The organism is Enterobacter sp. GD03975, from assembly GCF_029838645.1.
In the GTDB taxonomy this organism is placed as follows: domain Bacteria; phylum Pseudomonadota; class Gammaproteobacteria; order Enterobacterales; family Enterobacteriaceae; genus Enterobacter; species Enterobacter quasihormaechei.
Genome location: NZ_JAOBZC010000008.1, coordinates 64,302 through 90,133 on the forward strand (window position 1 = coordinate 64,302; position 25,832 = coordinate 90,133).

Consider the following 25,832-nt stretch of genomic DNA (forward strand, 5'->3'; position numbering starts at 1 on the left):
TTACCGAGTCTTGCGCATGTCTGAGTCAAAACGGCTATTCTTCGCCATTGAATTACCCGCCTCGCTTCAACGGCAAATTGTTCGCTGGCGCGCCAGCCACTTCCCGGCAGAAGCGGGCCGCCCTGTCGCTGCCGCCAATATGCACCTGACGTTAGCGTTTCTCGGCGAGGTAAGCGCTGAAAAGCAGCGCGCCTTAAGCGCACTGGCCGGACGCATTTCCCAGCCGGGGTTTACGCTGCATCTTGACGATGCCGGGCAATGGCTGCGCTCTCGGGTGGTCTGGCTGGGGACGCGTCAGCCCCCTCGCGGGCTGCTCCAGCTCGCCAGCATGCTGCGAGCGCAGGCCGCGCGCAGCGGCTGTTACCAGAGCCCGCAGCCGTTTCATCCCCACATTACCCTGCTGCGCGATGCGGGTCAGGCCGTTGCCATCCCGCCACCGGGCTTTCACTGGTCCTTTGAGGTGAAGGAATTTGCGCTTTACGAATCTGCCTTTGTACAAGGACGCACCCGCTATACTCCGCTCCAGCGCTGGACGCTGGGCGACACGCTAAGGAATCCTGATGAAGTTTAGCCCTGCACTCCAGCCCGCCACGCTGATCCAGCGTTACAAACGCTTTCTCGCTGATGTAATCACGCCTGAGGGCGAAACGCTCACGCTGCACTGCCCTAACACCGGCGCCATGACCGGTTGCGCCACGCCGGGTGATACGGTCTGGTATTCCACTTCAGAAAATACTAAACGCAAATATCCCCATACCTGGGAAATGACCGAAACGCAAAACGGGGCATTTATTTGCGTTAATACCCTGCGCGCCAATCAGCTGGTTAAGGAATCCCTGACCCAGGGAACCCTTCCTGAACTTGTGGGTTACGGCACGCAAAAAAGCGAAGTGAAATATGGCGATGAAGGCAGCAGAATTGATTTTATGCTCCAGGCGGAAGACCGGCCTGAGTGCTATATTGAAGTGAAATCAGTGACGTTAGCAGAACAGGAAAACGGCTTCTTTCCGGATGCGGTAACGCTACGTGGCCAGAAGCATCTGCGAGAGCTAATGAGTGTGGCGGCGGCGGGCAAGCGCGCCGTGTTGCTGTTTGCGGTTCTGCATTCAGCCATTGAACGGTTTTCCCCGGCCCGTCATATTGATCCTAAATACGCGCAATTGTTGAATGAGGCACAAAAGCAGGGGGTAGAGATTTTGGCTTATAAAGCGGAACTTTCTGCCGATAATATGACTCTGAGATCCTCTCTTCCCATTGTCTTATAAGGGATTAGACGATTGACTAATAAGTGTTCTGGCCGCGTGCGCAAATACGCTTTTCCTCACAGGGTTGTCAAGTGTTACGTTTAGATAATTGCCATACGGAAAAGCATCTGCTATTTATAGCGACCTGATTTTTCCCCCAACATGGGGATCGATAGTGCGTGTTAAGGAGAAGCAACATGCAAGAAGGGCAAAACCGTAAAACATCGTCCCTGAGTATTCTCGCCATCGCTGGGGTGGAGCCGTATCAAGAGAAGCCGGGCGAAGAGTATATGAACGAAGCCCAGCTGTCGCACTTCAAGCGTATTCTTGAAGCATGGCGTAATCAACTCAGGGATGAAGTCGATCGCACCGTTACACATATGCAGGATGAAGCTGCTAACTTCCCGGATCCGGTCGACCGTGCCGCTCAGGAAGAAGAGTTCAGCCTCGAACTGCGTAACCGTGACCGCGAGCGCAAACTGATCAAAAAGATCGAAAAAACGCTGAAGAAGGTCGAGGACGAAGATTTTGGCTACTGCGAATCCTGCGGTGTTGAAATCGGTATTCGTCGCCTGGAAGCGCGTCCAACAGCCGATCTGTGCATCGACTGTAAAACGCTGGCAGAAATCCGCGAAAAACAGATGGCCGGTTAACGCCCGCCCTCTCACTACTGCAAAGGCGGGAGTCTCTCCCGCCTTGTTACCGTTGATATGTCTGAATCTCACTATATTGGGCGCTTTGCGCCATCTCCCTCCGGTGAATTACACTTCGGCTCATTAATTGCCGCGCTAGGCAGCTACCTACAGGCTCGCGCCCGTCAGGGTAAATGGCTGGTCCGCATTGAAGATATCGATCCTCCGCGTGAAGTTCCCGGTGCAGCAGAAACCATTCTGCGTCAGCTGGAACATTACGGTCTTCACTGGGACGGCGAAGTGCTCTGGCAGTCTCAACGCCATGATGCCTACCGTGAACGCCTGGCATGGCTTGCTGAACAGGGTCTTTCCTATAACTGCACCTGCACGCGCGCGCGTATTCAGAGCGTGGGTGGTGTTTACGACGGCCACTGCCGTACGCTGCACAACGGTCCTGAAAATGCCGCCGTACGGCTGATACAGCGCTCTCCGGTGACGCACTTTACCGACGTGCTCTCAGGCACCCTTCAGGCGGACGAACGCCTGGCGCGTGAGGATTTTATTATTCACCGTCGTGATGGTCTGTTTGCCTATAATCTGGCGGTCGTTGTCGATGACCATTTTCAGGGCGTCACGGAAATCGTGCGTGGAGCGGATCTCGTCGAACCTACCGTGCGGCAGATATCGCTTTACCAGCAGTTTGGCTGGACGGTGCCGGATTACATCCATCTGCCGCTGGCGGTCAATGAACAGGGGAATAAGCTGTCAAAACAGAACCATGCCCCGGCGCTGCCTGACGGCGATCCGCGCCCGGTTTTGATCGACGCGCTGCGATTTCTCAACCAGAATGTAACGCAGGAATGGCAGGATCTGAGTCTGGATGAATTGCTGAAAAGAGCGGTTGCTGGCTGGACGCTAATGGCCGTGCCAAAAATCCAGCATTCTCAAATGCGTTGCGCTGAGCTATGATTAGCCGCTTTTTTGATAACAAAACACACTACGAGGTGTACTATTTTTACCCGAGTCGCTAATTTTTGCCGTAAAGTGCTGAGCCGCGAAGAGAGCATGGCGAACGACGCTATTGCACAGCCACACATGTCGGTCGTTCCGCGTGAGCAGCACAACATTTCCCGCAAAGATATCAGTGAAAATGCCCTCAAGGTGCTCTATCGTCTGAATAAAGCAGGCTACGAGGCCTATCTCGTCGGCGGCGGGGTTCGCGATTTACTGCTGGGCAAAAAGCCAAAAGATTTCGACGTGACGACCAGCGCCACGCCTGAGCAGGTGCGTAAATTATTCCGCAACTGCCGTCTGGTTGGCCGCCGTTTCCGTCTGGCGCACGTGATGTTTGGCCCGGAAATTATTGAAGTGGCGACCTTCCGCGGTCACCACGAAGCGGGCGTCAACGATCGCACCACTTCCCAGCGCGGTCAAAACGGCATGCTGCTGCGCGACAACATCTTCGGCTCTATTGAAGAAGATGCTCAGCGTCGCGATTTCACCATCAACAGCCTTTACTACAGCGTGGCGGATTTCACCGTGCGTGATTACGTCGGCGGCATGCAGGATCTGAAAGACGGCCTGATTCGTCTGATCGGCACGCCAGAAACGCGCTATCGCGAAGATCCGGTCAGGATGCTGCGCGCCGTGCGTTTCGCCGCCAAGCTGAACATGCGTATCAGCCCGGAAACCGCAGAACCTATTCCACGCCTGGCAACGCTGATTAACGACGTGCCCCCTGCCCGTCTGTTCGAAGAGTCATTAAAGCTGCTCCAGGCAGGCTACGGGTTTGAAACCTACAATCTGCTGCGTGAATACAACCTGTTCCAGCCGCTGTTCCCGACCATTACCCGCTACTTCACCGAAAACGGTGACAGCGCAATGGAGCGGATGATTGCGCAGGTGCTGAAGAACACTGACACCCGCATTCATAACGATATGCGTGTTAACCCGGCATTCCTGTTCGCGGCCATGTTCTGGTATCCGCTGCTGGAAACGGCACAGCGCATCACGCAGGAGAGCGGTCTCGCCTATTATGATGCGTTCGCGCTGGCGGCAAACGACGTGCTGGACGAAGGCTGTCGCACGCTGGCGATCCCGAAACGTATTACCACGCTGGTGCGTGATATCTGGCAGCTTCAGCTGCGCATGTCCCGCCGTCAGGGTAAACGCGCCTGGAAGCTGATGGAGCATCCGAAGTTCCGCGCCGCGTTCGACCTGCTCTCTCTGCGTGCTGAAGTGGAAAGGAACCCGGAGCTACAGCGCCTGGCGCAGTGGTGGGGCGAGTTTCAGGTTTCTGCACCACCGGAGCAAAAAGATATGCTTACGGATCTGGATGATGAGCCGGCACCGCGCCGTCGTCACCGTCGTCCGCGCAAGCGCGCACCGCGTCGTGAAGGCACAGCATGACCCTCGCGTATATCGCCATCGGCAGCAATCTGGCCTCTCCGCTGGAGCAGGTTAACGCTGCCGTGCAGGCGCTGGGGGAGATCCCACAAAGCCGTATCGTTGCGGTCTCTTCGTTTTATCGTACGCCACCGCTCGGCCCGCAGGATCAGCCTGACTATCTGAATGCCGCCGTGGCGCTGGAAACGGTCCTTGATCCTGAAACGCTGCTGGATAACACCCAGCGCATTGAGCTACAGCAGGGTCGCGTCCGCAAAGCCGAACGCTGGGGGCCGCGCACGCTCGACCTGGATATGATGCTTTTCGGCCACGAGGTGATTAACACCGAACGCCTCACCGTTCCGCATTACGACATGAAAAACCGTGGGTTTATGCTCTGGCCGCTGTCTGAAATCGCCCCCGATCTCACCTTCCCTGACGGCATCTCGCTGAAGACCGTTCTGCAAAACCTGAACGTGGAAAAACCGGCCCGCTGGTAATCCCGCGTCACCGTCGATTAGCCATTTGTTAATTGTGGTTAATCGATTGCCTAAAATCATTGTTCCCTCGAATGTTACTGTTAGAATGCGCAAAGATTCGCTTTTGGGCCATCAGGAAACAGTATGAAACCAACCACCATCTCCTTATTGCAGAAATGCAAACAGGAAAAAAAACGCTTCGCCACCATCACCGCGTATGACTACAGCTTCGCAAAACTGTTTGCCGAAGAGGGGATCAACGTCATGCTGGTCGGAGATTCGTTAGGGATGACGGTACAAGGGCATGATTCCACTCTGCCGGTCACGGTCGACGATATTGCATACCATACCCGCGCCGTGCGCCGGGGTGCCCCCACCTGCCTGCTGCTTTCCGATCTGCCGTTTATGGCGTACGCCACCCCGGAACAGGCCTTTGAAAATGCGGCAGCCGTGATGCGCGCCGGCGCCAATATGGTCAAAATTGAAGGCGGCGCCTGGCTGGTGGACACGGTGAAAATGCTCACCGAACGCGCCGTGCCGGTTTGCGGGCACTTAGGGCTGACGCCGCAGTCAGTAAACATTTTTGGTGGCTACAAGGTTCAGGGGCGCGGCGATGCGGCGCAGACGCTGTTCGATGACGCCGTGGCGCTGGAAGCCGCCGGCGCGCAGCTGCTGGTGCTGGAGTGCGTGCCGGTTGAGCTGGCTAAACGCATCACCGAGGCGCTGTCGATTCCGGTTATCGGCATCGGCGCGGGCAACGTCACCGACGGCCAGATTCTGGTGATGCATGATGCCTTCGGGATCACCGGCGGACATATTCCAAAATTCGCCAAAAATTTCCTGACAGAAGCAGGCGACATGCGCGCTGCGGTGCGGCAGTATATTGCCGAGGTTGAGTCCGGCGTGTATCCGGGCGAAGAACACAGTTTCCATTAAGGAGTCATGGTGTGCTAATCATAGAAACCCTGCCGCTGCTGCGCCAGCATATCCGCCGGGCGCGTCAGGAAGGTAAACGTATCGCACTGGTCCCAACCATGGGCAACCTGCACGACGGCCATATGAAGCTGGTCGATGAAGCGAGAGCCCGTGCAGATATCGTGGTAGTCAGTATCTTCGTTAACCCGATGCAGTTCGATCGTGAAGACGATCTGGCGCGCTACCCGCGCACCTTGCAGGAAGATTGCGAGAAGCTCAAAAAACGTCATGCGGATATCGTCTTCGCGCCGGCTCCGGCAGACGTTTATCCACAGGGAACCGGTGAAGCGACCTACGTGGACGTACCGGGCATTTCCACCATGCTGGAAGGCGCCAGCCGCCCGGGCCATTTCCGCGGCGTCTCCACCATCGTCAGCAAGCTGTTTAACCTGGTGCAGCCGGACATCGCCTGCTTCGGTGAGAAAGATTTCCAGCAGCTGGCGCTGATCCGCAAAATGGTTGCCGACATGGGCTACGACATAGAGATTGTCGGCGTGCCGATTGTGCGTGCGAAAGACGGCCTGGCGCTCAGTTCCCGTAACGGCTACCTGACCGCCGAACAGCGTAAAATTGCGCCGGGCTTAAGCAAGGTCATGAATACCATGGCAGAGCAGCTGCTGGCGAAAGAGTTAACCGCAGAAGAAATTGTTGCTCTGGCTGAACAGGCGCTGAACGACAAAGGTCTTCGCGCTGACGACGTGCAAATTCGGGATGCCGACACGCTTCTGGCGCTTTCAGAGACCAGCAAACGTGCGGTAATTCTGGTGGCGGCATGGCTCGGCCAGGCCCGCCTTATCGACAACAAAGTGGTTGAGCTGGCGTAGTTTTTCTACCCGGAAGATGAAAGGTAAACGTAATGATTCGCAAAATGCTGCAAGGTAAGCTTCACCGTGTGAAAGTCACTCAGGCCGACCTGCACTATGAAGGCTCCTGCGCGATCGACCAGGATTTTCTCGACGCGGCGGGTATTCTCGAAAACGAAGCGATTGATATCTGGAACGTGAATAACGGCAAACGCTTCTCCACGTACGCGATCGCCGCCGAGCGCGGCTCTAAAATCATCTCCGTGAACGGCGCGGCGGCACACTGCGCGGACGTAGGTGATATTGTGATCATCGCCAGCTTCGTCATGATGTCTGATGAAGAAGCGCGCCGCTGGCAGCCAAAGGTCGCTTACTTTGAAGGCGATAACGACATGAAGCGCACCGCTAAGGCGATTCCGGTTCAGGTTGCCTGACGCTTACCCCTGCGGCTGATTACTGATCAGCCGCGACATCGTCTCCAGCGAATCCGTTCTTAAGATATACAGGCGTTTCAGTAAGAACGGATTATCCCCCGGCTTCACCTTCCCCTTCATCGTCGTCACGGCCAGATGGAAACCGGCATCATTCGCCGCCTTTATCGCTTTTTTGTCATAGCCGCCAAACGGATACGACAGATACAGCACGCGCGGATTGAACTGCGCCAGCGCACGCCGCGAGCGTTCAAAATCAAACAGGATCACATGATAGCTGCGGCTCAGTAAGATGGGGTGTTTATACCCATCCACGCGATGCAGAAAATGGGTGTGAGACTGGATGTCGAACACGTCCTGGATGCTCTTAATTTCCTGAACGCTCATGAACTGTAGCGATTTTGGGTCCCACTTCTGCGGATGGCCCTTGATACGGGATGAAATAATAAACGCCGTGGCGTTGAAGCCATACTTTTTCAGCACCGGATACGCGTAGCGGCTCACCGACTTCAGGCCGTCGTCAAAGGTGATCACCACCGCTTTCGCGGGGAGGTTCATTTTGTTACGTACGTACCCTTCCAGCTGGTACATCGTCAGCGTGGTATAGCCTTGATCGCGTAGCCAGGCCATCTGGTTATTAAACGCGCGTACGCTGGTCGTCGTGGAGGTGTGGCGAAAACGGGTGTTCTCTTCATCACGCAGGATATGATGATAGGTCAGAACCGGCAGCCCGTTATCTTCCTGCGCGTCCAGGCTGCTGATCCACGCCAGACGATTGCCGATACGGATCTGGAACCAGGTCTGGTTCAGGCGGTCTTTCAGCTTATTCAGGATCGGATAGCGAAGATTGGCGCTTAAGGTCCCAAACGGCGCGCTTCCGCTGCTGGGGGCATTATAGACAGGTGTGTCTTTCCAGGTAATGAGGTTTTGATTACTGAGCGGCTTGTTGAGGTCGCCCAGGCTATCCTCAACGCGTTGTTTACCCTGCACTTTCTCAAGGTGGTCTTTATCAATAAAGCCCGTGCCAAATCCAAAACGAAATTCGTAGTAATCAGCTGCCGCCGGAAAAACGGCGAGGATCTGCCCGGCGCGGACGTTACCCACGTTCACCACGGCGTTACCCACCTGCGCCCATATGGCCGCATCTTCAGTGGTTTGCATATATTGAGCAGGCAGGCCTTGCTGACTGGTCAGGCTGGCAGACGCCCCACCGGATACCAGTAGCAGAAGGATAAAGATAACGCGCATGAGCATGGGATATAAATCGACACGGAAAATCAGCCGCCATTGTAGCAAAAGCGTCATCAATACCAATGTTTAATGCTTATACAGATCGTGAAGCAGAACGAAAGGCGGGTTTTTCTGCTGCTGGTGCCATAAGCTACTCACGCCCGGCAAGCCCTGCGCCACAATGGCGTGGCGAAACTCAGCGCTGCTCAACGTTGCGCGTAGCGGGTACATGACTTCGAGTAATGGCAGGCTGATACCGGAGATCACTTCACAATTATCGTGCTTGTGGCTCATTAATGCCGCTGAACGATAAGGCGCCGCGCCCGATCTGTCGGTGAGAAAAATCACCCCATCACCGGTGTCGGTTTCATGCAGCGCGTCACACATCATTCGGCTGAGCATGTTGGTGCTTAGCCCTCGCCAGTAGTTTACCGCGCGGCATTGCGCCAGGGGACCAAATCGGGCCTCCAGCTTCAGCAGCATTTCCTGCGCCACTTCATCGTGGCAGGTGATCACCCATCCCAGCATAACGTCTCTCCTTAGCAGGCGAGTAGTTTACCGGAGTGAAGGTTAGTTTACGGTGATAACTGTCAAAGAAAGTGCCCGGCAGACGGTACGCCGCCGGGCAGAAAGCAGAGGTTTAGCTGCGCAGGCCGCGACCGCGCTGGATCAGATACCAGCACAGCAGGTAGAACGCCACGATAAACACCGCCAGCACGACGACGGTGGTGAACAGCGGCACGTCGGTAATGCCGAGGAAACCGAAGCGGAAACCGCTGATCATGTAGACAATCGGGTTCAGGTGCGAGAGCGCCTGCCAGAACGGCGGCAACAGCGTCAGGGAGTAGAACACCCCGCCGAGGTAGGTCAGCGGCGTCAGCACAAAGGTCGGGATCAGGCTGATGTCGTCGAACGTTTTCGCGAACACCGCATTCAGCAAGCCGGCCAGCGAGAACAGGATTGCCGTCAGCAGCAGCGTCAGCGCCACGAACAGCCAGGAGTGAACCTGGAACGGCACGAAGAACAGCGAAATGGCCGTTACCAGGATCCCCACGCACAGCCCGCGCGCCACGCCGCCGCCCACGTAACCGGCGATGATGACGTGCGTTGGCACCGGCGCCACCAGCAGCTCTTCAATGTTGCGCTGGAACTTGGCGCTGAAGAACGACGAGGCCACGTTCGCATAAGCGTTGGTGATCACCGCCATCATGATCAGGCCCGGCACGATGAACTGCATATAGGTGAAACCGTGCATCTCACCGATGCGGGAACCAATCAGGTTACCGAAAATGATGAAGTAGAGCGTCATGGTGATAACCGGCGGCACCAGGGTTTGCACCCAGATACGCATAAAGCGGTTGATCTCTTTCGCCCAGATGCTTTTCAGCGCGACCCAGTAAAGATGCGTCATGCCTTGTCTCCTTGTTTATCGTGCACCAGAGAGACAAACAGCTCTTCCAGTCGGTTCGCTTTGTTACGCATACTTAATACCTGAATGCCCTGCGCGCTCAGCTGTGAAAAAACGCTGTTGATCCCCTGCTCGCGCAGCACTTCCACTTCCAGCGTCGAGGTATCGACCAGACGGTAGTTATACCCCTCCAGCTTCGGCAGCGCGCTTTTCGCTGCCAGATCGAGGATAAAGGTCTCTGATTTCAACTTGGAGAGCAGATTCTTCATCGAGGTGTTTTCCACCAGCTCGCCGTGCTGGATAATGCCGATATTGCGGCACAGCATTTCCGCCTCTTCCAGATAGTGCGTGGTCAGAATGATGGTGGTGCCTTTATCGTTCAGATCCTTCAGGAAACCCCACATGGATCGACGCAGTTCAATATCCACCCCGGCAGTCGGCTCATCGAGAATAAGCAGCTTTGGCTCATGCATCAGCGCGCGGGCAATCATCAGGCGGCGCTTCATCCCCCCGGACAACATCCGCGCACGTTCGTTACGCTTTTCCCACAGATCGAGCTGTTTCAGGTACTTTTCGCTGCGCTCCAGCGCCTCTTTACGCTCGACGCCGTAGTAGCCCGCCTGGTTAACCACAATCTGCTGCACCGTTTCAAACGGGTTGAAGTTAAACTCCTGCGGCACCAGCCCAAGTTGACGCTTGGCGTTGACCACGTCTTTTTGCAGATCGTAGCCAAACACGCTGACGCGACCGGAAGTTTTGTTGACCAGCGAGCTGATGATCCCGATGGTGGTGGATTTCCCCGCCCCGTTCGGCCCCAGAAGCGCGTAGAAATCTCCCGCTTCGACTTTAAGATCTATCCCGCGCAGCGCCTGAACGCCTCCCGGGTAGGTTTTTTTGAGCTGTTCCAGCTCCAGTGCAATCGCCATGAATTCAACTTACCTTAAGTTCTGACACACGTTGTGTGGTTTCATTAAAAGTCGGGTTACCCTATAGTAGCGCAACGCAATCACTTGGTTACAGGTCGCTAACCTCCATGAACGACATAGATACACTCATCAGCAACAATGCACTATGGTCAAAAATGCTGGTGGAGGAAGACCCCGGATTTTTTGGAAAACTTGCACAAGCGCAGAACCCGCGCTTTCTCTGGATTGGATGTTCCGACAGCCGCGTCCCCGCCGAACGTCTGACCGGTCTTGAGCCTGGCGAACTGTTTGTTCACCGCAACGTTGCTAATCTGGTTATTCATACCGATCTCAACTGCCTTTCGGTTGTTCAGTATGCCGTTGATGTTCTGGAGGTCGAGCACATTATTATCTGCGGCCACTACGGCTGCGGCGGCGTGCAGGCGGCGGTCGAAAATACAGAGCTGGGGCTAATCGATAACTGGCTGCTGCACATTCGTGATATCTGGTTCAAACATAGCTCACTGCTGGGCGAAATGCCGCAGGAACGCCGTCTCGACACCCTGTGCGAGCTGAACGTGATGGAGCAGGTGTACAACCTGGGCCACTCTACCATTATGCAGTCGGCGTGGAAACGCGGGCAGAAGGTCTCTATCCACGGCTGGGCGTACGGTATTCACGACGGCCTGCTGCGCAATCTGGAAGTGACCGCCACCAACCGCGAAACGCTGGAGCAGCGTTACCGCTCGGGGATTGCCAACCTCAAGCTTAAGCACGTTAACCACAAATAAACAAAGCCGGGTGGCGGCTGCGCCTTACCCGGCCTACACGTGCCCTTCGTAGGCCCGGTAAGCGGAGCGCCACCGGGCAACACGCCACGATTACTCGTCCAGCATCACGACCTTGCCAACATACGGCAGATGACGATAACGCTGGGCGTAATCAATGCCGTAACCCACGACGAATTCATCCGGGATGGAGAAGCCAACGAACTCCACCGGCACCTGCACTTCACGGCGCTCAGGCTTGTCCAGCAGGGTACAAATCGCCAGCGATTTAGGTCCGCGCAGGCTCAGGATCTCCCGCACTTTAGAGAGCGTGTTGCCGGAGTCGATGATGTCCTCAACGATCAACACATCTTTGCCACGAATATCTTCATCCAGATCTTTCAGGATTTTCACATCACGGGTTGTGGACATGCCGCTGCCGTAGCTGGAAGCGGTCATAAAATCGACCTCGTGCGGTACCTGCACTTCACGGCACAGGTCTGCCATGAACATGAAAGAACCGCGCAGCAGACCAACCAGCACCATTTCGCTGCCGCTGTCCTTGTAATGCTCGGTGATTTGACGACCCAGTTCGGCGATACGCGCTTTGATCTCGGCTTCCGGGATCATCACTTCAACAGTATGTTTCATATTACTAACCAAATGATTTTAATGAAAATCTCTCAATGCGGATGAATCTTGCTCCGGCATCGATACGCAAGCCAGCCATTATATCAGTAAATGGATAAGCCTGGCGTATGAGTTATAAAAGCAATATTTGTGATTCCGATCACAGTTGTTAATACCTATAATTAATTGCTAGCAAATAATTAACAAAACTGACGAGTACTTTTCTATGGCTGAAACAAAAACTAAGCAGCCGCGTCTACTGGTAACATTAACAGCTGCGTTTGCCGCATTCTGCGCGCTGTATTTGTTGATCGGTGGCGTCTGGCTGGTCGCTATTGGCGGCTCCTGGTACTACCCGATTGCGGGTCTGGTTATGGTTGGCGTAACCGTCCTGCTGTTGCGGAGAAAGCGTTCTGCTCTGTGGCTGTATGCCGCCCTGCTCCTTGCCACCATGATCTGGGGCGTGTGGGAAGTCGGGTTCGACTTCTGGGCGCTGACGCCGCGCAGCGACATTCTGGTCTTCTTCGGTATCTGGCTGATCCTGCCGTTTGTCTGGCGTCGCCTGATCGTCCCGTCCAGCGGTGCCGTAGCCGGCCTGCTCGTTGCCCTGCTGATTAGCGGCGGTATCCTGACCTGGGCCGGTTTCAATGACCCGCAGGAGATCCACGGTACGCTGAACACAGAATCCACGCCAGCCGCGGCTATTTCGCAGGTGGCTGACGGCGACTGGCCCGCCTATGGCCGTAATCAGGAAGGTCAACGCTACTCCCCGCTGAAGCAGATCAACGCGGACAACGTGAAAAACCTGAAGGAAGCCTGGGTATTCCGCACCGGCGACCTGAAAATGCCGAACGATCCGGGTGAGCTGACCAACGAAGTGACCCCGATTAAAGTGGGCAACATGCTCTACCTGTGTACGGCGCACCAGCGTCTGTTCGCGCTCGACGCGGCCACCGGTAAAGAGAAATGGCACTTCGATCCACAGCTGAACTCCAACCCGTCGTTCCAGCACATCACCTGCCGCGGCGTCTCTTACCACGAAGCGCGCGCGGATAATGCCAGCCCGGAAGTCATTGCCGACTGTCCTCGCCGCATTATGCTGCCGGTTAACGATGGCCGCCTGTTTGCCATTAACGCTGAGACCGGCAAGCTGTGCGAAACCTTCGCCAACAAAGGTATCCTGAATCTTCAGACCAACATGCCGGACACCACGCCGGGTCTGTATGAGCCAACCTCCCCGCCAATCATCACCGATAAAACCATCGTGATTGCCGGTTCGGTAACGGATAACTTCTCTACCCGTGAAACCTCCGGCGTTATCCGTGGTTTCGACGTGAACACCGGTAAACTGCTGTGGGCCTTCGACCCGGGCGCGAAAGATCCAAACGCAATCCCGTCTGACGAGCACACCTTTACCTTTAACTCGCCGAACTCCTGGGCACCGGCCGCGTATGATGCGAAGCTGGACCTGGTTTACCTGCCAATGGGCGTGACCACGCCGGATATCTGGGGCGGTAACCGCACGCCGGAGCAGGAACGTTACGCCAGCTCCATCGTGGCGCTGAACGCAACGACCGGTAAACTGGCGTGGAGCTATCAGACCGTTCACCACGATCTGTGGGATATGGATATGCCATCCCAGCCGACGCTGGCGGACATTACCGTTAACGGCAAAACCGTTCCGGTGATTTACGCCCCGGCGAAAACCGGCAACATCTTCGTACTGGATCGCAGCAACGGTAAGCTGGTTGTGCCTGCGCCGGAAAAACCGGTTCCACAGGGCGCTGCCAAAGGCGACTACGTCACCAAAACGCAGCCGTTCTCTGACCTGAGCTTCCGTCCGGAGAAAAACCTCAGCGGTGCAGACATGTGGGGTGCCACCATGTTTGACCAGCTGGTATGCCGCGTGATGTTCCACCAGCTGCGCTACGAAGGGATTTTCACCCCACCGTCAGAGCAGGGTACGCTGGTCTTCCCGGGTAACCTGGGGATGTTCGAATGGGGCGGGATCTCCGTTGACCCGAACCGTCAGGTCGCTATCGCTAACCCAATGGCGCTGCCGTTCGTGTCCCGTCTGATCCCACGCGGTCCGGGTAACCCAATGGAGCAGCCGAAAGATGCGAAAGGCAGTGGTACCGAAGCCGGTATCCAGCCGCAGTATGGCGTTCCTTACGGTGTGACTCTGAATCCGTTCCTCTCTCCGTTCGGTCTGCCGTGTAAACAGCCTGCCTGGGGTTATATCTCCGGCCTGGATCTGAAGACCAACAAGATTGTCTGGAAGAAACGTATTGGTACGCCACAGGACAGCATGCCGTTCCCGATGCCGGTTCCGGTGCCGTTCAATATGGGTATGCCAATGCTGGGTGGCCCAATTTCCACCGCCGGTAACGTGCTGTTCATCGCGGCGACCGCAGATAACTACCTGCGCGCGTACAACATGACCAACGGTGAAAAACTGTGGCAGGGCCGTCTGCCGGCCGGTGGCCAGGCAACGCCGATGACCTATGAAGTGAATGGCAAGCAGTACGTTGTCATCTCTGCGGGTGGTCACGGTTCGTTTGGTACGAAGATGGGCGACTATATTGTCGCGTATGCACTGCCTGACGACGCTAAGTAATGAAAAAGCCCGGTGGCGCTAACGCATACCGGGCTTTCGGGTGTCCTATGTAGGCCGGGTAAGGCGAAGCCGCCACCCGGCTTTTTTTATACGGTAAAGCCCAGCATCATCCCCGTATCTTCATGCTCCAGCAGGTGACAGTGCGCCATATAAGCAAATTCTTTCGGCGCCTCGTGGTCGAACTTCACCAGCACCTCGCTGACGCCGCCTTCCACACTCACCGTATCTTTCCAGCCCGCGCGATGCGCGTCCGGCGCTTTACCGTTCTCGGAGAGAATGCGGAACTGCGTGCCGTGGATATGGAACGGGTGCAGCATCATGTCGCCTTCGCCTGAAATGACCCAGCGCTCAAACTGCCCTTTCGTGGCGGCGAACATCGGTGTGTTCATATCGAACGCCTGGCCGTTGATACGGTTGGCGTTATGGAAATCGAAACCATGACCGCCGTGATCCATGCCGCCCATCTTGCCGTGGTCCATATTCATGTGGCCCATCATCTGGCCGTGGTGCATTCCCGCCATCGCCTGATTGCCATACTTCTTCATCAGCGCCTGCATGCCCATCATGTCGAGCATCGGGTCCATAGAGAGCTGAAGCTTACGCTGCGTGAGCCCATCCAGCGACGGGAGCGCAGGCAGCGTGGTCAGGGTATCTGGCAGCGTGCCGGAGGCGGTGATCTGTAGTGGCTGAATGCGCAACACCGGGTGTGGTTTATCAAACGGCGCGACGGCCATCCCCATCTGGCTGACCGGCAGGGTCACGAGATCAAACGCTTTGCCATCGCTGATATCCACCAGCACCTCGAAGCGTTCGCCCATCAGCATCGGCAGCTCGCTCACTTTTACCGGTTCCGGCAGCAGGCCGCCGTCGCTTGCCACCACGTAAAGCGGGCGCTTATCGCTGGTGGCGAAGTTCAGCGAGCGGGCGTTACAGCCGTTAAGCAGGCGTAAGCGCAGCCAGCCTTTCGGGGCGGCATGCTGCGGGTAGATTGCCCCGTTGGTCAGCAACGTATCGCCAAACCAGCCCACCGCCGCGCTCATCACATCCAGCTGATAGTCAATTTGCCCGTCAGCGCTGAATTTTTTGTCCTGCACAATCACCGGCACATCGTCGATACCCCACTGTTTTGGCAGGCGCAGGAGACGGCTTTCGTCATCCTCAATCAACACCAGCCCGGCCAGCCCCATCGCCACCTGATGGCCCGTTTTGCCATGCTGATGCGGGTGGAACCAGCAGGTGGCCGCCCGCTGGTCAGGGGTAAAGGTTACGCTGCGTTTACCCCCAGGCTTGATAACCCCCTGGGGACCACCATCCACTTCGCCCGGGACTTCCAGCCCGTGCCAGTGCAGCGTGGTTTCTTCAGAAAGCGAGTTATGAATGTCTACCGTCACCGCTTTCCCTTTTCGTAGCTGCAACGCCGGGCCGAGCAGATTGCCGTTATAACCCCACGTCGTCGCGGCGTGTTGCCCGAACGTGGTTTTGCCTGCCTGCACCACAAGCTGGATGCGGCTACGGGCATCTGCGCTGAGTAACTCAGGGATCGGTAAAGCAGGTCTGTCGGCGGCAAAAACAGCGCGGCTCCAGAGCGGTAACGCGCTGGCAACCCCCAGCGCGGCAGAATATTTTAAAAAATCACGACGTTGCATGTGCATTTCCTTATTTCCAGGCGGCGATCTTTTGAGCATAAACCCTCCCCTTACCGGAAGGTCAAGCACGGCGGCAATAATAAAGATCGTCGGCCTGGCATCAAGTATGCTAACGTTAATTTTCCGTGATGCAGTGGTAAAGGCAATGAAGACGTTTTTCAGAACAATTTTGTTCGCCAGCCTGATGGCGATGTGTGCGAACAGTTACGCGCTTAGTGAAAACGAAGCGGAAGATATGGCCGATCTGACGGCAGTTTTTGTTTTTCTGAAGAACGATTGTGGTTACCAGAATTTACCCAATGGGCAAATTCGTCGCGCACTGGTCTTTTTTGCCCAGCAGAACCAATGGGACCTCAGCAACTACGACAGCTTCGACATGAAGGCGCTCGGTGAAGACAGCTACCGTGATTTAAGCGGTATCGGTATTCCCACTGCTAAAAAATGCAAAGCGCTGGCACGCGATTCACTCAGCCTGCTCGCCTACGTGAAGTAACCTTCCCGACGCCCCTTGTTGACCCGCTAACCGCCTCACGGCGGTTTTGTGTTGCGCCCATCTGCCGGATGTAATGGATGTTAACGAAGGAGGTGCTCCCCATGACCGATAAAACGGTATGGCAAGAAACGCTGCATGACCAGTTTGGTCAATATTTTGCCGTGGATAACGTGCTCTATCATGAGAAAACCGATCATCAGGATCTGATAATCTTCGAGAACGCTGCCTTTGGCCGCGTCATGGCGCTGGATGGCGTGGTGCAGACCACCGAGCGCGACGAGTTTATCTATCACGAAATGATGACCCACGTCCCGCTGCTGGCCCACGGCCACGCGAAGCACGTGTTGATAATTGGGGGCGGTGACGGCGCCATGCTGCGTGAAGTCTCTCGCCACCAGAATGTCGAAACCATCACCATGGTGGAAATCGACGCCGGGGTGGTGTCGTTTTGCCGCCAGTATCTGCCAAACCACAATGCCGGCAGCTATGACGATCCGCGCTTTCAGCTGGTTATCGACGATGGCGTCAATTTTGTTAACCAGACTACGCAAACGTTTGATGTCATTATCTCTGACTGTACCGACCCTATCGGCCCCGGCGCGTCGCTGTTTACCTCTTCGTTTTACGAAGGCTGCAAGCGCTGCCTGAAACCTGGCGGGATTTTTGTGGCACAAAACGGCGTCTGCTTCCTGCAACAGGATGAAGCGCTGGATAGCCACCGTAAGCTGAGCACCTATTTTAGCGACGTCAGCTTCTATCAGGCGGCGATCCCGACCTACTACGGCGGGATTATGACCTTTGCCTGGGCGACGGATAACGACGTCCTGCGCCATCTCTCCACCGAAATCATTCAGGCCCGCTTCCACCAGGCCGGACTCACGTGCCGATACTACAATCCGGCGATCCACACCGCAGCCTTTGCGTTGCCTCAATACCTGCAAGACGCGCTGTCCTCAAAGGAGGTGAACTAATTGAAAAAGCTTAAACTGCATGGCTTTAACAATCTGACCAAAAGCCTGAGTTTTTGTATTTACGATATCTGCTACGCCAAAACGGCAGAAGAGCGCGATGGTTATATCGCCTATATCGATGAACTCTACAACGCCAACCGTCTGACCGAGATCCTGTCAGAGACCTGCTCGATTATCGGCGCGAACATCCTGAACATTGCGCGCCAGGATTATGAGCCTCAGGGCGCGAGCGTCACCATCCTGGTCAGTGAAGAGCCGGTTGACCCGCAGCTGATCGACAAAACCGAACATCCCGGCCCGCTGCCCGAAGTGGTGGTGGCGCACCTCGATAAAAGCCATATCTGTGTTCACACCTACCCGGAAAGCCACCCTGAAGGCGGACTGTGTACGTTCCGCGCGGATATTGAAGTGTCGACCTGCGGGGTGATTTCACCGCTGAATGCGTTGAATTACTTAATCCACCAGCTGGAATCAGACATCGTCACCATTGATTATCGCGTGCGTGGTTTTACCCGTGATATCAACGGCATGAAGCACTTCATCGATCATGAGATCAACTCCATTCAGAACTTCATGTCCGACGATATGAAGTCGCTGTACGACATGATGGATGTGAACGTCTATCAGGAAAATATCTTCCATACCAAGATGATGCTTAAGGAGTTCGACCTTAAGCACTATATGTTCCACACCAGGCCGGAAGATTTGAGTGAAGAAGAGCGTAAGGTCATTACCGACCTTCTCTGGAAAGAGATGCGCGAGATTTACTACGGCCGCAATATTCCGACCGTGTAAACGTGACCCGAAGCAGGGACGCTTCGGGGAGTTACTTCTGTTTCATAAAGTCGCGGTAGGCGTTCACCACTTTCAGGAAGTCTTCCACACCGCACAGCGACAGGCTCTCTTCGTCGTAGTAGCTCATCCCCTCTTCCATCTCATCCCCCGAAAACTCCAGCTGGTTGGCGCGCACCATCACCTCTTCGCCATCCATCCACAGGGTGTACTCATGCCCGGCACGTTGCCAGGAGCGTTCACTGCCTTTCACCGTTTCCGCCGCCTGTTCGACTTCATCCAGCAGCGCGAGGTTCTCTTTCACCTCTTCGTTAAACCAGTGCCCAACGGCTTCGTGCCCCATCGACATTCGCACTTTCACCACGCCGGTGATGTCGCGCAAAAATTCGTAATCCATAGCGTTTTCCTCTGCAAAGCCATTAGGGTAATTATCGCAGCAGAGAGGAAGAAAAAAAGCGGGAGAGGTGGGAGGAATGAAAATAAAAAAACCCACCGACGTTGCGATGGGTTTTGTAGGCCCGGTAAGCGTAGCGCCACCGGGCAATGGGTCAGGTGCGGTCTGGTGCCCTCACCCCCAGCCCCTCTCCCACGGGAGAGGGTAGCATTTATACCGCCGTCTGGAAGATCACCCCGTCAGCCTTCTCGGTGTACTGAGAGAGCTGGTCGAAGTTCAGATAGCGATAGGTATCCACCGCCGTCTTATCCACCTGCGCCACAAAGGTCTGGTACTCTTCCGGAGTTGGCAGTTTGCCAATCAGCGCCGCAACCGCCGCCAGCTCCGCAGAGGCCAGGTAGACGTTCGCACCGGTACCTAAACGGTTCGGGAAGTTACGGGTAGAGGTGGAAACTACCGTCGCACCGTCGGCCACGCGCGCCTGGTTGCCCATGCACAGGGAACAGCCAGGGATTTCAATACGCGCCCCGCTCTTTCCGAACACGCTGTAGTAGCCTTCTTCCGTCAGCTGTGCCGCGTCCATACGGGTTGGCGGCGCCACCCACAGGCGGGTCGGCAGCTGGCCCTTGTGGGTATCCAGCAGCTTACCGGCGGCGCGGAAGTGGCCGATGTTGGTCATGCAGGAGCCGATGAACACTTCGTCGATCTTATCGCCCTGCACGTCTGAAAGCAGACGCGCATCATCAGGATCGTTTGGCGCACACAGGATCGGCTCTTTGATATCCGCCAGATCGATGTCGATCACCGCCGCGTACTCTGCGTCAGCGTCGGCTTCCAGCAGCTGCGGATCCGCCAGCCATTTTTCCATGCCCTGAATACGACGCTCAAGCGTACGACGGTCGCCGTAGCCTTCTGCAATCATCCACTTCAGCAGCACGATGTTGGAGGTCAGATACTCGATAATCGGCTCTTTGTTCAGCTTGATGGTACAGCCTGCCGCAGAACGCTCGGCGGAGGCGTCGGTCAGCTCGAACGCCTGCTCAACTTTCAGATCCGGCAGCCCTTCAATTTCCAGAATGCGACCAGAGAAGATGTTTTTCTTCCCTTTCTTCTCAACGGTCAGCAGCCCCTGTTTGATGGCGTACAGCGGGATCGCGTGAACCAGGTCGCGCAGCGTGATGCCCGGCTGCATTTTGCCCTTGAAGCGCACCAGCACGGATTCAGGCATGTCGAGCGGCATTACGCCGGTCGCCGCTGCAAACGCCACCAGGCCGGAGCCCGCCGGGAAGGAGATCCCGATTGGGAAACGGGTATGAGAATCACCGCCGGTGCCCACGGTATCCGGCAGCAGCATGCGGTTCAGCCAGGAGTGGATGACGCCGTCGCCCGGACGCAGGGAGACACCGCCGCGGTTCATGATGAAGTCCGGCAGCGTGTGGTGCGTGGTCACGTCAACCGGCTTAGGATACGCCGCCGTGTGGCAGAAGGACTGCATCACCAGGTCAGAAGAGAAGCCCAGGCACGCCAGGTCTTTCAGTTCATCACGGGTCATTGGGCCAGTGGTGTCCTGAGACCCCACGGAGGTCATCTTCGGCTCGCAGTAGGCGCCAGGACGGATACCGGCAACGCCGCAGGCGCGACCCACCATTTTCTGTGCCAGCGAGAAGCCGCGGTTGCTTTCCGCCACGTCTTTCGCCTGACGGAATACGTCACTGTGCGGCAGACCCAGCGCTTCACGCGCTTTGGTGGTCAGGCCACGACCGATGATCAGCGGGATACGGCCACCGGCACGCACTTCGTCGATCAGCACGTCGGTTTTCAGCTCGAAGCTTGCCAGCAGTTCGTTGGTTTCGTGATTGCGCACTTCGCCCTTGAACGGGTAAACGTCAATCACGTCGCCCATGTTCAGGTTAGAAACATCCACTTCGATCGGCAGCGCGCCCGCATCTTCCATAGTGTTGAAGAAGATCGGTGCAATTTTGCCGCCGAGGCACAGGCCGCCGCCGCGCTTGTTCGGCACGTGCGGAATATCGTCGCCCATGAACCACAGCACGGAGTTGGTTGCGGACTTACGGGAAGAACCGGTACCCACAACGTCGCCGACGTAGGCCAGCGGGAAACCTTTTTGTTGCAGCGCTTCGATCTGTTTGATCGGGCCCACTACGCCCGGCTGATCCGGCTCGATCCCTTCACGGGCGTTTTTCAGCATCGCCAGAGCGTGCAGCGGGATATCAGGACGAGACCACGCGTCCGGTGCCGGAGACAGGTCATCGGTGTTGGTTTCACCGGTCACCTTAAAGACGGTCACGGTAATTTTTTCAGCCAGCGCAGGGCGGTTCAGGAACCATTCGGCATCGGCCCAGGACTGCATGACCTGCTTCGCGTAAACGTTGCCCGCTTTGGCTTTTTCTTCCACATCGTAGAAGTTATCGAACATCAGCAGCGTTGAAGAGAGCGCTTTGGCGGCAATCGGTGCCAGCGTGTCATTATCCAGCGCATCAATCAGCGGATGAATGTTGTAGCCGCCCTGCATGGTGCCGAGCAGTTCAATCGCTTTTTCAGGAGTAACCAGTGGGGAGGTGGCTTCGCCTTTGGCAACGGCGGCAAGGAATCCGGCTTTTACGTAGGCAGCTTCATCTACGCCAGGCGGTACACGGTTGATCAACAGATCTAACAGGAATTCTTCTTCGCCCTTAGGCGGGTTCTTCAGCAGCTCGACGAGCGCGGCCATTTGGGTTGCATCTAAAGGTTTGGGTACAATTCCCTCGGCGGCACGTTCTGCTACGTGCTTACGGTATTCTTCTAGCACGACGGTTCTCCTCGCTCTCATTGTCATATGCGGCGGGCGTTCTCTTCACGCTCCTGTGAGACAGCAGTTTGTAGGGTAAATGCCCGATACCGCGTCGGGCAGCATAGCAGGATTTCTGCACAGTGTTAATCTGTTTACAAAAAAGCAACATTAAATTATTTGCTGAATCGTTAAGCATGGTGTAGCGGGGAGACACGTCGACTTTCGCTCTCTTTCCCTGCGTCTTTTTTAGCCACCAGATATAATTGTGTAATAAATGCACACACTCTTTATCCGGACGCGCCGGGTGGTTTCCCAAGAAAAGTCAAAACGGTAAAACACGGGTGAATGATACTCGCGGCAACAGCAACGCCTCCCGGCACTGCACTCGTCTCGTTGGAGCCATTTTATGAAGTTGCCTTTTAAACCCCATCTTCTTGTTCTGCTTTGCAGTGCGGGACTGTTCGCCGCCTCGGGCGTCATGTTTGTTAAAAGCCGCGTAACGGAGCCTGCTCCGGTTGCACAGCCCTCTGCCCCACCGGCAGCCCAACCTGCTGCCGTCGCTACCCCGGCCTACACTGCTGCGCAAATCGACCAGTGGGTAGCCCCTGTCGCGCTTTACCCGGATGCCTTGCTGTCGCAAATCCTGATGGCGTCGACCTACCCGTCTAACGTTATACAGGCCGCGCAGTGGTCAAAGGATAACCCCAAAATGCAGGGGGATGCCGCCATTCAGGCGGTCGCCAACCAGCCATGGGATCCCAGCGTAAAATCGCTGGTCGCCTTTCCTCAGCTGATGTCGCTGATGGGTGAAAATCCGCCGTGGGTACAAAACCTGGGGGATGCGTTTCTCGCGCAGCCGAAAGATGTGATGGATTCTGTACAGCGTTTACGCCTGCTGGCTCAACAAACGGGTGCGCTACAATCCACGCCGCAGCAGACGGTCACTACCGTCACGAAGGCTGCACCGACAAAAACCGCAACCCCCTCCAGCCCAACGGTGATCAAGATTGAATCCGCCGATCCGCAGGTGGTGTATGTCCCTACCTATAACCCGAATACGGTTTACGGCACCTGGCCTGAACCCGCGTACCCGCCCGTCTATCTCCCGCCCTCATCCGGCGAACAGTTTACCGACAGCCTCGTTAAAGGGTTAGGCTTCAGCCTCGGGGTCGCGACAACCTACGCCATCTTCAGCAATATCGACTGGGACGACGACGACTGGGATCACCATCATCACGATGATGACTGGGACAATCACGGCGGCTATAACCGTAACGGTGATAACAATATCAATATCAACGTGGATAACTTCAACAGAATCAGCGGGCAGCACCTGAACGGCAATGACCGCACCTGGCAGCACAACCCTGCTTATCGTGAAGGCGTGGCTTATCCAAATAACCAACTGGCTAACCGTTTCCACCCCACGAACGCGGCGACGGGATTAAGTGCGACCCAGCAAAGGCCGGTCAATCGCGACAGCCAGCGCCAGGCCGCTCTCAGCCAGATGGAAAAAGCGACGGGAAAAACGTTCCCACCATCGACACATACGGATGCGCGAGACGCTCAGCGTCTGGCCTCAACGCAGCAGCTTAAGCAAATATCACAGCGCAATAATTTCCGCGGGTATGACGCCAGACCGCAAGCCGTACAACGGACCAGCGCGCCGCAGCATGAAAATCATCAGGCTCCTGAGAAGCGTATTACGCAGACGGCGCGGCACCCTGCCAGCGCACACCGCGCCAATGCCCTGAGCGGCAACGACAGCCGCTCGGCCTCCTGGCAGGCCCAGCAGCAGCGCGGGGCGCAAAGCCGTCACCTGTCGGCACAGCAGCATCCCCGACAGCGCACCGCCGACCGTACCGAACACCGCGAATTCCGTCATCGTTAAGGGAGCCGAGATGAAAAGTAAACTACTCAGTGGAATGGTGTTGTTCATGGTATCGGCAGCGGTTATGGCGCAGCAATCCTTCAGCTCGCCGGATCGGGCGACCCGCGCGCTGGCAACCGCCATCAGCGAGCACAACGAAAGCGCGATGAGCGCGCTGCTCGGCGAAAAATGGCGCGACGTTCTGCCGCCCGAAGGGGTGGATCCCGATGCCGTGGATCGTTTTCTGAGAGACTGGAAAGTTCGCCATGAAACCGTCGTCAATGGCGACGTGGCGCACCTGGCGGTGGGCGAGAACGGCTGGCAGCTGCCGATACCGGTAATCAAAACCGCCTCAGGCTGGCAGTTCGACATGCAGAAAGCCGCTGAAGAGATCCAGACCCGCGAAATCGGTCGCAACGAGCTCGCGGCCATCGAAGCGCTTCACGCCTACGTCGATGCGCAGCAGCGGTACTTTGCACTGAACCAGAAATACGCGCAGAAAATTGTCAGTTCTGAAGGGAAAAAGGATGGGCTGTACTGGCCCGTCTCGCCAGGCGATGCGCCAAGTCCGCTTGGTCCGGCGTTTAGTCCACCACAGCCGGGGGCGGGTTACCATGGCTATCGCTTCCGCATCCTGTCGGATAAGAATGGCTTTGCCATGGTTGCCTGGCCCGTGAGCTACGGTCAGACGGGGATAATGAGCTTTGTTGTAAACCAGGATGATCAGGTCTATCAGGCTGATCTCGGTAATGACTCAGCGCAGAAAGCGCAGGCTCTGTCTGAATATCACCCGGATAAAACCTGGCAGCCTGTCGCCCCCTGAACGCAGCGCATAAAAAAAGCGGCCTCAGGCCGCTTTTTCATCTGAAGAAACTTATTTCTTCTTCGCTTTCGCGTTTGGCAGGTCAGTGATGCTACCTTCAAACACTTCTGCCGCCAGGCCCACGGACTCGTGCAGAGTCGGGTGCGCGTGGATGGTCAGCGCGATGTCTTCCGCGTCACAGCCCATTTCGATAGCCAGACCGATTTCACCCAGCAGCTCGCCGCCGTTGGTGCCGACAATCGCACCACCGATCACGCGGTGAGTCTCTTTGTCGAAGATCAGCTTGGTCATACCGTCTGCGCAGTCGGACGCGATAGCACGGCCAGAAGCAGCCCACGGGAAGGTGGCGGTTTCGTAGCTGATGCCTTTCTCTTTCGCTTCTTTCTCGGTCAGACCGACCCATGCCACTTCTGGCTCGGTGTACGCGATAGATGGGATCACTTTCGGATCGAAGTAGTGCTTCATGCCGGCGATAACTTCAGCGGCAACGTGACCTTCGTGAACGCCTTTGTGCGCCAGCATTGGCTGACCGACGATGTCGCCGATAGCAAAGATGTGCGGCACGTTGGTGCGCAGCTGTTTATCAACGCGGATGAAGCCACGGTCGTCCACTTCCACGCCCGCTTTACCGGCGTCGAGGTTTTTACCGTTCGGCACGCGGCCGATAGCCACCAGCACGGCGTCGTAACGCTGTGGTTCAGCAGGGGCTTTTTTGCCTTCCATGGAAACGTAAATACCGTCTTCTTTCGCTTCAACGGCAGTCACTTTGGTTTCCAGCATCAGGTTGAATTTCTTGCTGATGCGCTTGGTGAAGACTTTAACGATGTCTTTGTCAGCAGCCGGGATCACCTGGTCGAACATTTCAACCACGTCGATCTCTGAACCCAGCGCATGGTACACGGTACCCATTTCCAGACCGATGATACCGCCGCCCATCACCAGCAGGCGCTTAGGAACGGTTTTCAGCTCCAGGGCATCGGTGGAATCCCACACGCGCGGATCTTCATGTGGAATGAATGGCAGTTCGATTGGGCGAGAGCCTGCCGCGATGATCGCGTTGTCGAAGTTGATCACGGTTTTGCCGTTTTCGCCTTCCACTTCCAGGGTGTTCGCACCGGTGAATTTACCCAGACCGTTAACCACTTTTACCTTACGGCCTTTCGCCATGCCAGCCAGACCACCGGTCAGCTGAGTGATAACTTTCTCTTTCCAGGTACGGATTTTGTCGATGTCGGTTTTTGGCTCGCCGAAGACGATACCGTGTTCAGCCAGCGCTTTGGCTTCTTCGATAACTTTCGCTACGTGCAGCAGCGCTTTAGAAGGGATACAGCCGACGTTCAGACAAACACCGCCGAGGGTGCTGTAACGTTCTACGATGACGGTTTCCAGACCTAAATCCGCTGCGCGAAATGCTGCGGAGTAACCTGCCGGGCCTGCCCCAAGTACTACGACCTGAGTTTTGATTTCTGTGCTCATCATGACCTCTTAATGTATACCCGTCGTCCACCGGGTCGTTCTATCCGCCCGTATTTTACAAAATTGTTAA

At 56.1% G+C, this 25,832-nt stretch carries 25 protein-coding genes; 16 read left to right on the top strand and 9 right to left on the bottom strand.

The genetic code is table 11. From position 1 onward, the window contains the following. Positions 1–16: 16 nt before the first annotated feature. The 9 genes from thpR (at position 17) to panD (ending at position 6,952) form a co-directional block, all read left to right on the top strand. The gene (thpR, locus tag N5C09_RS14245; protein ID WP_279749271.1) at positions 17–571 is read left to right on the top strand and encodes an RNA 2',3'-cyclic phosphodiesterase; all 555 of its coding nucleotides are present in this window, start codon (positions 17–19) and stop codon (positions 569–571) included. After that, the gene (sfsA, locus tag N5C09_RS14250) at positions 561–1,265 is read left to right on the top strand and encodes a DNA/RNA nuclease SfsA (RefSeq protein ID WP_112791960.1); all 705 of its coding nucleotides are present in this window, start codon (positions 561–563) and stop codon (positions 1,263–1,265) included. Before thpR ends, sfsA begins: the two co-directional genes overlap by 11 nt. Positions 1,266–1,441: 176 nt before the next feature. Continuing rightward, complete coding sequence (dksA, locus tag N5C09_RS14255) at positions 1,442–1,897, top strand: RNA polymerase-binding protein DksA (protein WP_001155232.1); 456 nt, start codon at positions 1,442–1,444, stop codon at positions 1,895–1,897. A gap of 57 nt (positions 1,898–1,954) precedes the next feature. Beyond that, positions 1,955–2,845 carry a tRNA glutamyl-Q(34) synthetase GluQRS gene (gene gluQRS, locus N5C09_RS14260; protein WP_112791961.1) on the top strand — a complete coding sequence of 297 codons (891 nt, stop codon included), beginning with the start codon at positions 1,955–1,957 and terminating at the stop codon, positions 2,843–2,845. Between the two features lie 42 nt (positions 2,846–2,887). Then, on the top strand, positions 2,888–4,285 hold the full coding sequence (gene pcnB / locus N5C09_RS14265) for a polynucleotide adenylyltransferase PcnB (RefSeq protein ID WP_074177770.1): 1,398 nt from the start codon (positions 2,888–2,890) through the stop codon (positions 4,283–4,285). After that, entirely contained in the window at positions 4,282–4,761 is a 480-nt protein-coding gene (gene folK / locus N5C09_RS14270) for a 2-amino-4-hydroxy-6-hydroxymethyldihydropteridine diphosphokinase (protein WP_279749272.1), read from the top strand. The genes pcnB and folK overlap by 4 nt, the downstream gene beginning before the upstream one ends. A 123-nt stretch (positions 4,762–4,884) precedes the next feature. Beyond that, the gene (gene panB / locus N5C09_RS14275) at positions 4,885–5,676 is read left to right on the top strand and encodes a 3-methyl-2-oxobutanoate hydroxymethyltransferase (protein ID WP_203465670.1); all 792 of its coding nucleotides are present in this window, start codon (positions 4,885–4,887) and stop codon (positions 5,674–5,676) included. Positions 5,677–5,687: 11 nt separating this feature from the next. Further along, entirely contained in the window at positions 5,688–6,539 is an 852-nt protein-coding gene (panC, locus tag N5C09_RS14280) for a pantoate--beta-alanine ligase (protein ID WP_107534717.1), read from the top strand. A 32-nt stretch (positions 6,540–6,571) separates the two neighbouring features. Further along, positions 6,572–6,952, top strand: coding sequence for an aspartate 1-decarboxylase (gene panD / locus N5C09_RS14285; protein WP_006810068.1), 381 nt, complete (start codon positions 6,572–6,574; stop codon positions 6,950–6,952). Positions 6,953–6,955: 3 nt separating this feature from the next. Here panD and N5C09_RS14290 read toward each other — a convergent pair whose 3' ends face one another. From N5C09_RS14290 to N5C09_RS14305, 4 genes are all read right to left on the bottom strand, one after another. Then, entirely contained in the window at positions 6,956–8,203 is a 1,248-nt protein-coding gene (locus tag N5C09_RS14290; RefSeq protein WP_107534710.1) for a polysaccharide deacetylase family protein, read from the bottom strand. 63 nt (positions 8,204–8,266) lie between these two features. Further along, positions 8,267–8,707: a PTS sugar transporter subunit IIA gene (locus tag N5C09_RS14295; protein ID WP_063867474.1), complete on the bottom strand. Its 441-nt coding sequence runs from the start codon at positions 8,705–8,707 to the stop codon at positions 8,267–8,269. Between the two features lie 112 nt (positions 8,708–8,819). Continuing rightward, a complete protein-coding gene (locus N5C09_RS14300) occupies positions 8,820–9,590 on the bottom strand; it encodes an ABC transporter permease (RefSeq protein ID WP_006810078.1) in 771 nt (256 codons plus the stop codon). Beyond that, positions 9,587–10,513, bottom strand: coding sequence for an ABC transporter ATP-binding protein (locus N5C09_RS14305; protein WP_003856300.1), 927 nt, complete (start codon positions 10,511–10,513; stop codon positions 9,587–9,589). Before N5C09_RS14305 ends, N5C09_RS14300 begins: the two co-directional genes overlap by 4 nt. 107 nt (positions 10,514–10,620) lie before the next feature. On the opposite strand from N5C09_RS14305, the gene can reads away from it, so the two are divergent. Beyond that, entirely contained in the window at positions 10,621–11,283 is a 663-nt protein-coding gene (gene can / locus N5C09_RS14310; protein ID WP_003856301.1) for a carbonate dehydratase, read from the top strand. 90 nt (positions 11,284–11,373) lie between these two features. Here can and hpt read toward each other — a convergent pair whose 3' ends face one another. Further along, on the bottom strand, positions 11,374–11,910 hold the full coding sequence (gene hpt, locus N5C09_RS14315; RefSeq protein ID WP_063450628.1) for a hypoxanthine phosphoribosyltransferase: 537 nt from the start codon (positions 11,908–11,910) through the stop codon (positions 11,374–11,376). Between the two features lie 205 nt (positions 11,911–12,115). On the opposite strand from hpt, the gene N5C09_RS14320 reads away from it, so the two are divergent. Then, entirely contained in the window at positions 12,116–14,506 is a 2,391-nt protein-coding gene (locus N5C09_RS14320) for a glucose/quinate/shikimate family membrane-bound PQQ-dependent dehydrogenase (protein ID WP_063450629.1), read from the top strand. 86 nt (positions 14,507–14,592) lie between these two features. Here N5C09_RS14320 and cueO read toward each other — a convergent pair whose 3' ends face one another. Beyond that, positions 14,593–16,152 carry a multicopper oxidase CueO gene (cueO, locus tag N5C09_RS14325; protein WP_279749273.1) on the bottom strand — a complete coding sequence of 520 codons (1,560 nt, stop codon included), beginning with the start codon at positions 16,150–16,152 and terminating at the stop codon, positions 14,593–14,595. Positions 16,153–16,297: 145 nt separating this feature from the next. Here cueO and N5C09_RS14330 point away from each other — a divergent pair, with 145 nt between their 5' ends. The 3 genes from N5C09_RS14330 to speD all read left to right on the top strand — a co-directional run bounded on the left by N5C09_RS14330 (position 16,298) and on the right by speD (position 18,411). Beyond that, positions 16,298–16,645 (top strand): YacC family pilotin-like protein, encoded by a 348-nt coding sequence (locus N5C09_RS14330; protein WP_003856306.1) that lies wholly within the window; start codon positions 16,298–16,300, stop codon positions 16,643–16,645. A 101-nt stretch (positions 16,646–16,746) separates the two neighbouring features. Continuing rightward, on the top strand, positions 16,747–17,616 hold the full coding sequence (gene speE / locus N5C09_RS14335) for a polyamine aminopropyltransferase (RefSeq protein ID WP_063867472.1): 870 nt from the start codon (positions 16,747–16,749) through the stop codon (positions 17,614–17,616). Next, entirely contained in the window at positions 17,617–18,411 is a 795-nt protein-coding gene (speD, locus tag N5C09_RS14340) for an adenosylmethionine decarboxylase (RefSeq protein ID WP_063450632.1), read from the top strand. Positions 18,412–18,442: 31 nt separating this feature from the next. Here the strand turns inward: speD and yacL are convergent, their stop codons facing one another. Both yacL and acnB read right to left on the bottom strand, forming a co-directional pair. Then, a complete protein-coding gene (gene yacL / locus N5C09_RS14345) occupies positions 18,443–18,805 on the bottom strand; it encodes a protein YacL (RefSeq protein ID WP_022647069.1) in 363 nt (120 codons plus the stop codon). Between the two features lie 208 nt (positions 18,806–19,013). Further along, entirely contained in the window at positions 19,014–21,611 is a 2,598-nt protein-coding gene (gene acnB, locus N5C09_RS14350; protein ID WP_063450633.1) for a bifunctional aconitate hydratase 2/2-methylisocitrate dehydratase, read from the bottom strand. Positions 21,612–21,999: 388 nt separating this feature from the next. Here acnB and N5C09_RS14355 point away from each other — a divergent pair, with 388 nt between their 5' ends. Next, positions 22,000–23,484, top strand: a complete 1,485-nt coding sequence (locus N5C09_RS14355) for a DUF3300 domain-containing protein (RefSeq protein WP_279749274.1) — start codon at positions 22,000–22,002, stop codon at positions 23,482–23,484. 10 nt (positions 23,485–23,494) lie between these two features. Beyond that, positions 23,495–24,286 carry a DUF2950 family protein gene (locus tag N5C09_RS14360; RefSeq protein ID WP_107534705.1) on the top strand — a complete coding sequence of 264 codons (792 nt, stop codon included), beginning with the start codon at positions 23,495–23,497 and terminating at the stop codon, positions 24,284–24,286. 51 nt (positions 24,287–24,337) lie between these two features. Here N5C09_RS14360 and lpdA read toward each other — a convergent pair whose 3' ends face one another. Further along, positions 24,338–25,762 carry a dihydrolipoyl dehydrogenase gene (gene lpdA / locus N5C09_RS14365; protein ID WP_063450636.1) on the bottom strand — a complete coding sequence of 475 codons (1,425 nt, stop codon included), beginning with the start codon at positions 25,760–25,762 and terminating at the stop codon, positions 24,338–24,340. Between the last annotated feature and the right edge of the window lie 70 nt (positions 25,763–25,832).

What these genes read in the sequence shown, in the direction of transcription:
- thpR (WP_279749271.1), top strand. Translation starts at nt 17, where the DNA reads ATGTCTGAGTCAAAACGGCTATTCTTCGCCATTGAATTACCCGCCTCG.
- sfsA (WP_112791960.1), top strand. Translation starts at nt 561, where the DNA reads ATGAAGTTTAGCCCTGCACTCCAGCCCGCCACGCTGATCCAGCGTTAC.
- dksA (WP_001155232.1), top strand. Translation starts at nt 1,442, where the DNA reads ATGCAAGAAGGGCAAAACCGTAAAACATCGTCCCTGAGTATTCTCGCC.
- gluQRS (WP_112791961.1), top strand. Translation starts at nt 1,955, where the DNA reads ATGTCTGAATCTCACTATATTGGGCGCTTTGCGCCATCTCCCTCCGGT.
- folK (WP_279749272.1), top strand. Translation starts at nt 4,282, where the DNA reads ATGACCCTCGCGTATATCGCCATCGGCAGCAATCTGGCCTCTCCGCTG.
- panB (WP_203465670.1), top strand. Translation starts at nt 4,885, where the DNA reads ATGAAACCAACCACCATCTCCTTATTGCAGAAATGCAAACAGGAAAAA.
- panD (WP_006810068.1), top strand. Translation starts at nt 6,572, where the DNA reads ATGATTCGCAAAATGCTGCAAGGTAAGCTTCACCGTGTGAAAGTCACT.
- N5C09_RS14290 (WP_107534710.1), bottom strand. Translation starts at nt 8,203, where the DNA reads ATGCTCATGCGCGTTATCTTTATCCTTCTGCTACTGGTATCCGGTGGG.
- N5C09_RS14295 (WP_063867474.1), bottom strand. Translation starts at nt 8,707, where the DNA reads ATGCTGGGATGGGTGATCACCTGCCACGATGAAGTGGCGCAGGAAATG.
- N5C09_RS14300 (WP_006810078.1), bottom strand. Translation starts at nt 9,590, where the DNA reads ATGACGCATCTTTACTGGGTCGCGCTGAAAAGCATCTGGGCGAAAGAG.
- N5C09_RS14305 (WP_003856300.1), bottom strand. Translation starts at nt 10,513, where the DNA reads ATGGCGATTGCACTGGAGCTGGAACAGCTCAAAAAAACCTACCCGGGA.
- can (WP_003856301.1), top strand. Translation starts at nt 10,621, where the DNA reads ATGAACGACATAGATACACTCATCAGCAACAATGCACTATGGTCAAAA.
- hpt (WP_063450628.1), bottom strand. Translation starts at nt 11,910, where the DNA reads ATGAAACATACTGTTGAAGTGATGATCCCGGAAGCCGAGATCAAAGCG.
- N5C09_RS14320 (WP_063450629.1), top strand. Translation starts at nt 12,116, where the DNA reads ATGGCTGAAACAAAAACTAAGCAGCCGCGTCTACTGGTAACATTAACA.
- cueO (WP_279749273.1), bottom strand. Translation starts at nt 16,152, where the DNA reads ATGCAACGTCGTGATTTTTTAAAATATTCTGCCGCGCTGGGGGTTGCC.
- N5C09_RS14330 (WP_003856306.1), top strand. Translation starts at nt 16,298, where the DNA reads ATGAAGACGTTTTTCAGAACAATTTTGTTCGCCAGCCTGATGGCGATG.
- speE (WP_063867472.1), top strand. Translation starts at nt 16,747, where the DNA reads ATGACCGATAAAACGGTATGGCAAGAAACGCTGCATGACCAGTTTGGT.
- yacL (WP_022647069.1), bottom strand. Translation starts at nt 18,805, where the DNA reads ATGGATTACGAATTTTTGCGCGACATCACCGGCGTGGTGAAAGTGCGA.
- N5C09_RS14355 (WP_279749274.1), top strand. Translation starts at nt 22,000, where the DNA reads ATGAAGTTGCCTTTTAAACCCCATCTTCTTGTTCTGCTTTGCAGTGCG.
- N5C09_RS14360 (WP_107534705.1), top strand. Translation starts at nt 23,495, where the DNA reads ATGAAAAGTAAACTACTCAGTGGAATGGTGTTGTTCATGGTATCGGCA.
- lpdA (WP_063450636.1), bottom strand. Translation starts at nt 25,762, where the DNA reads ATGAGCACAGAAATCAAAACTCAGGTCGTAGTACTTGGGGCAGGCCCG.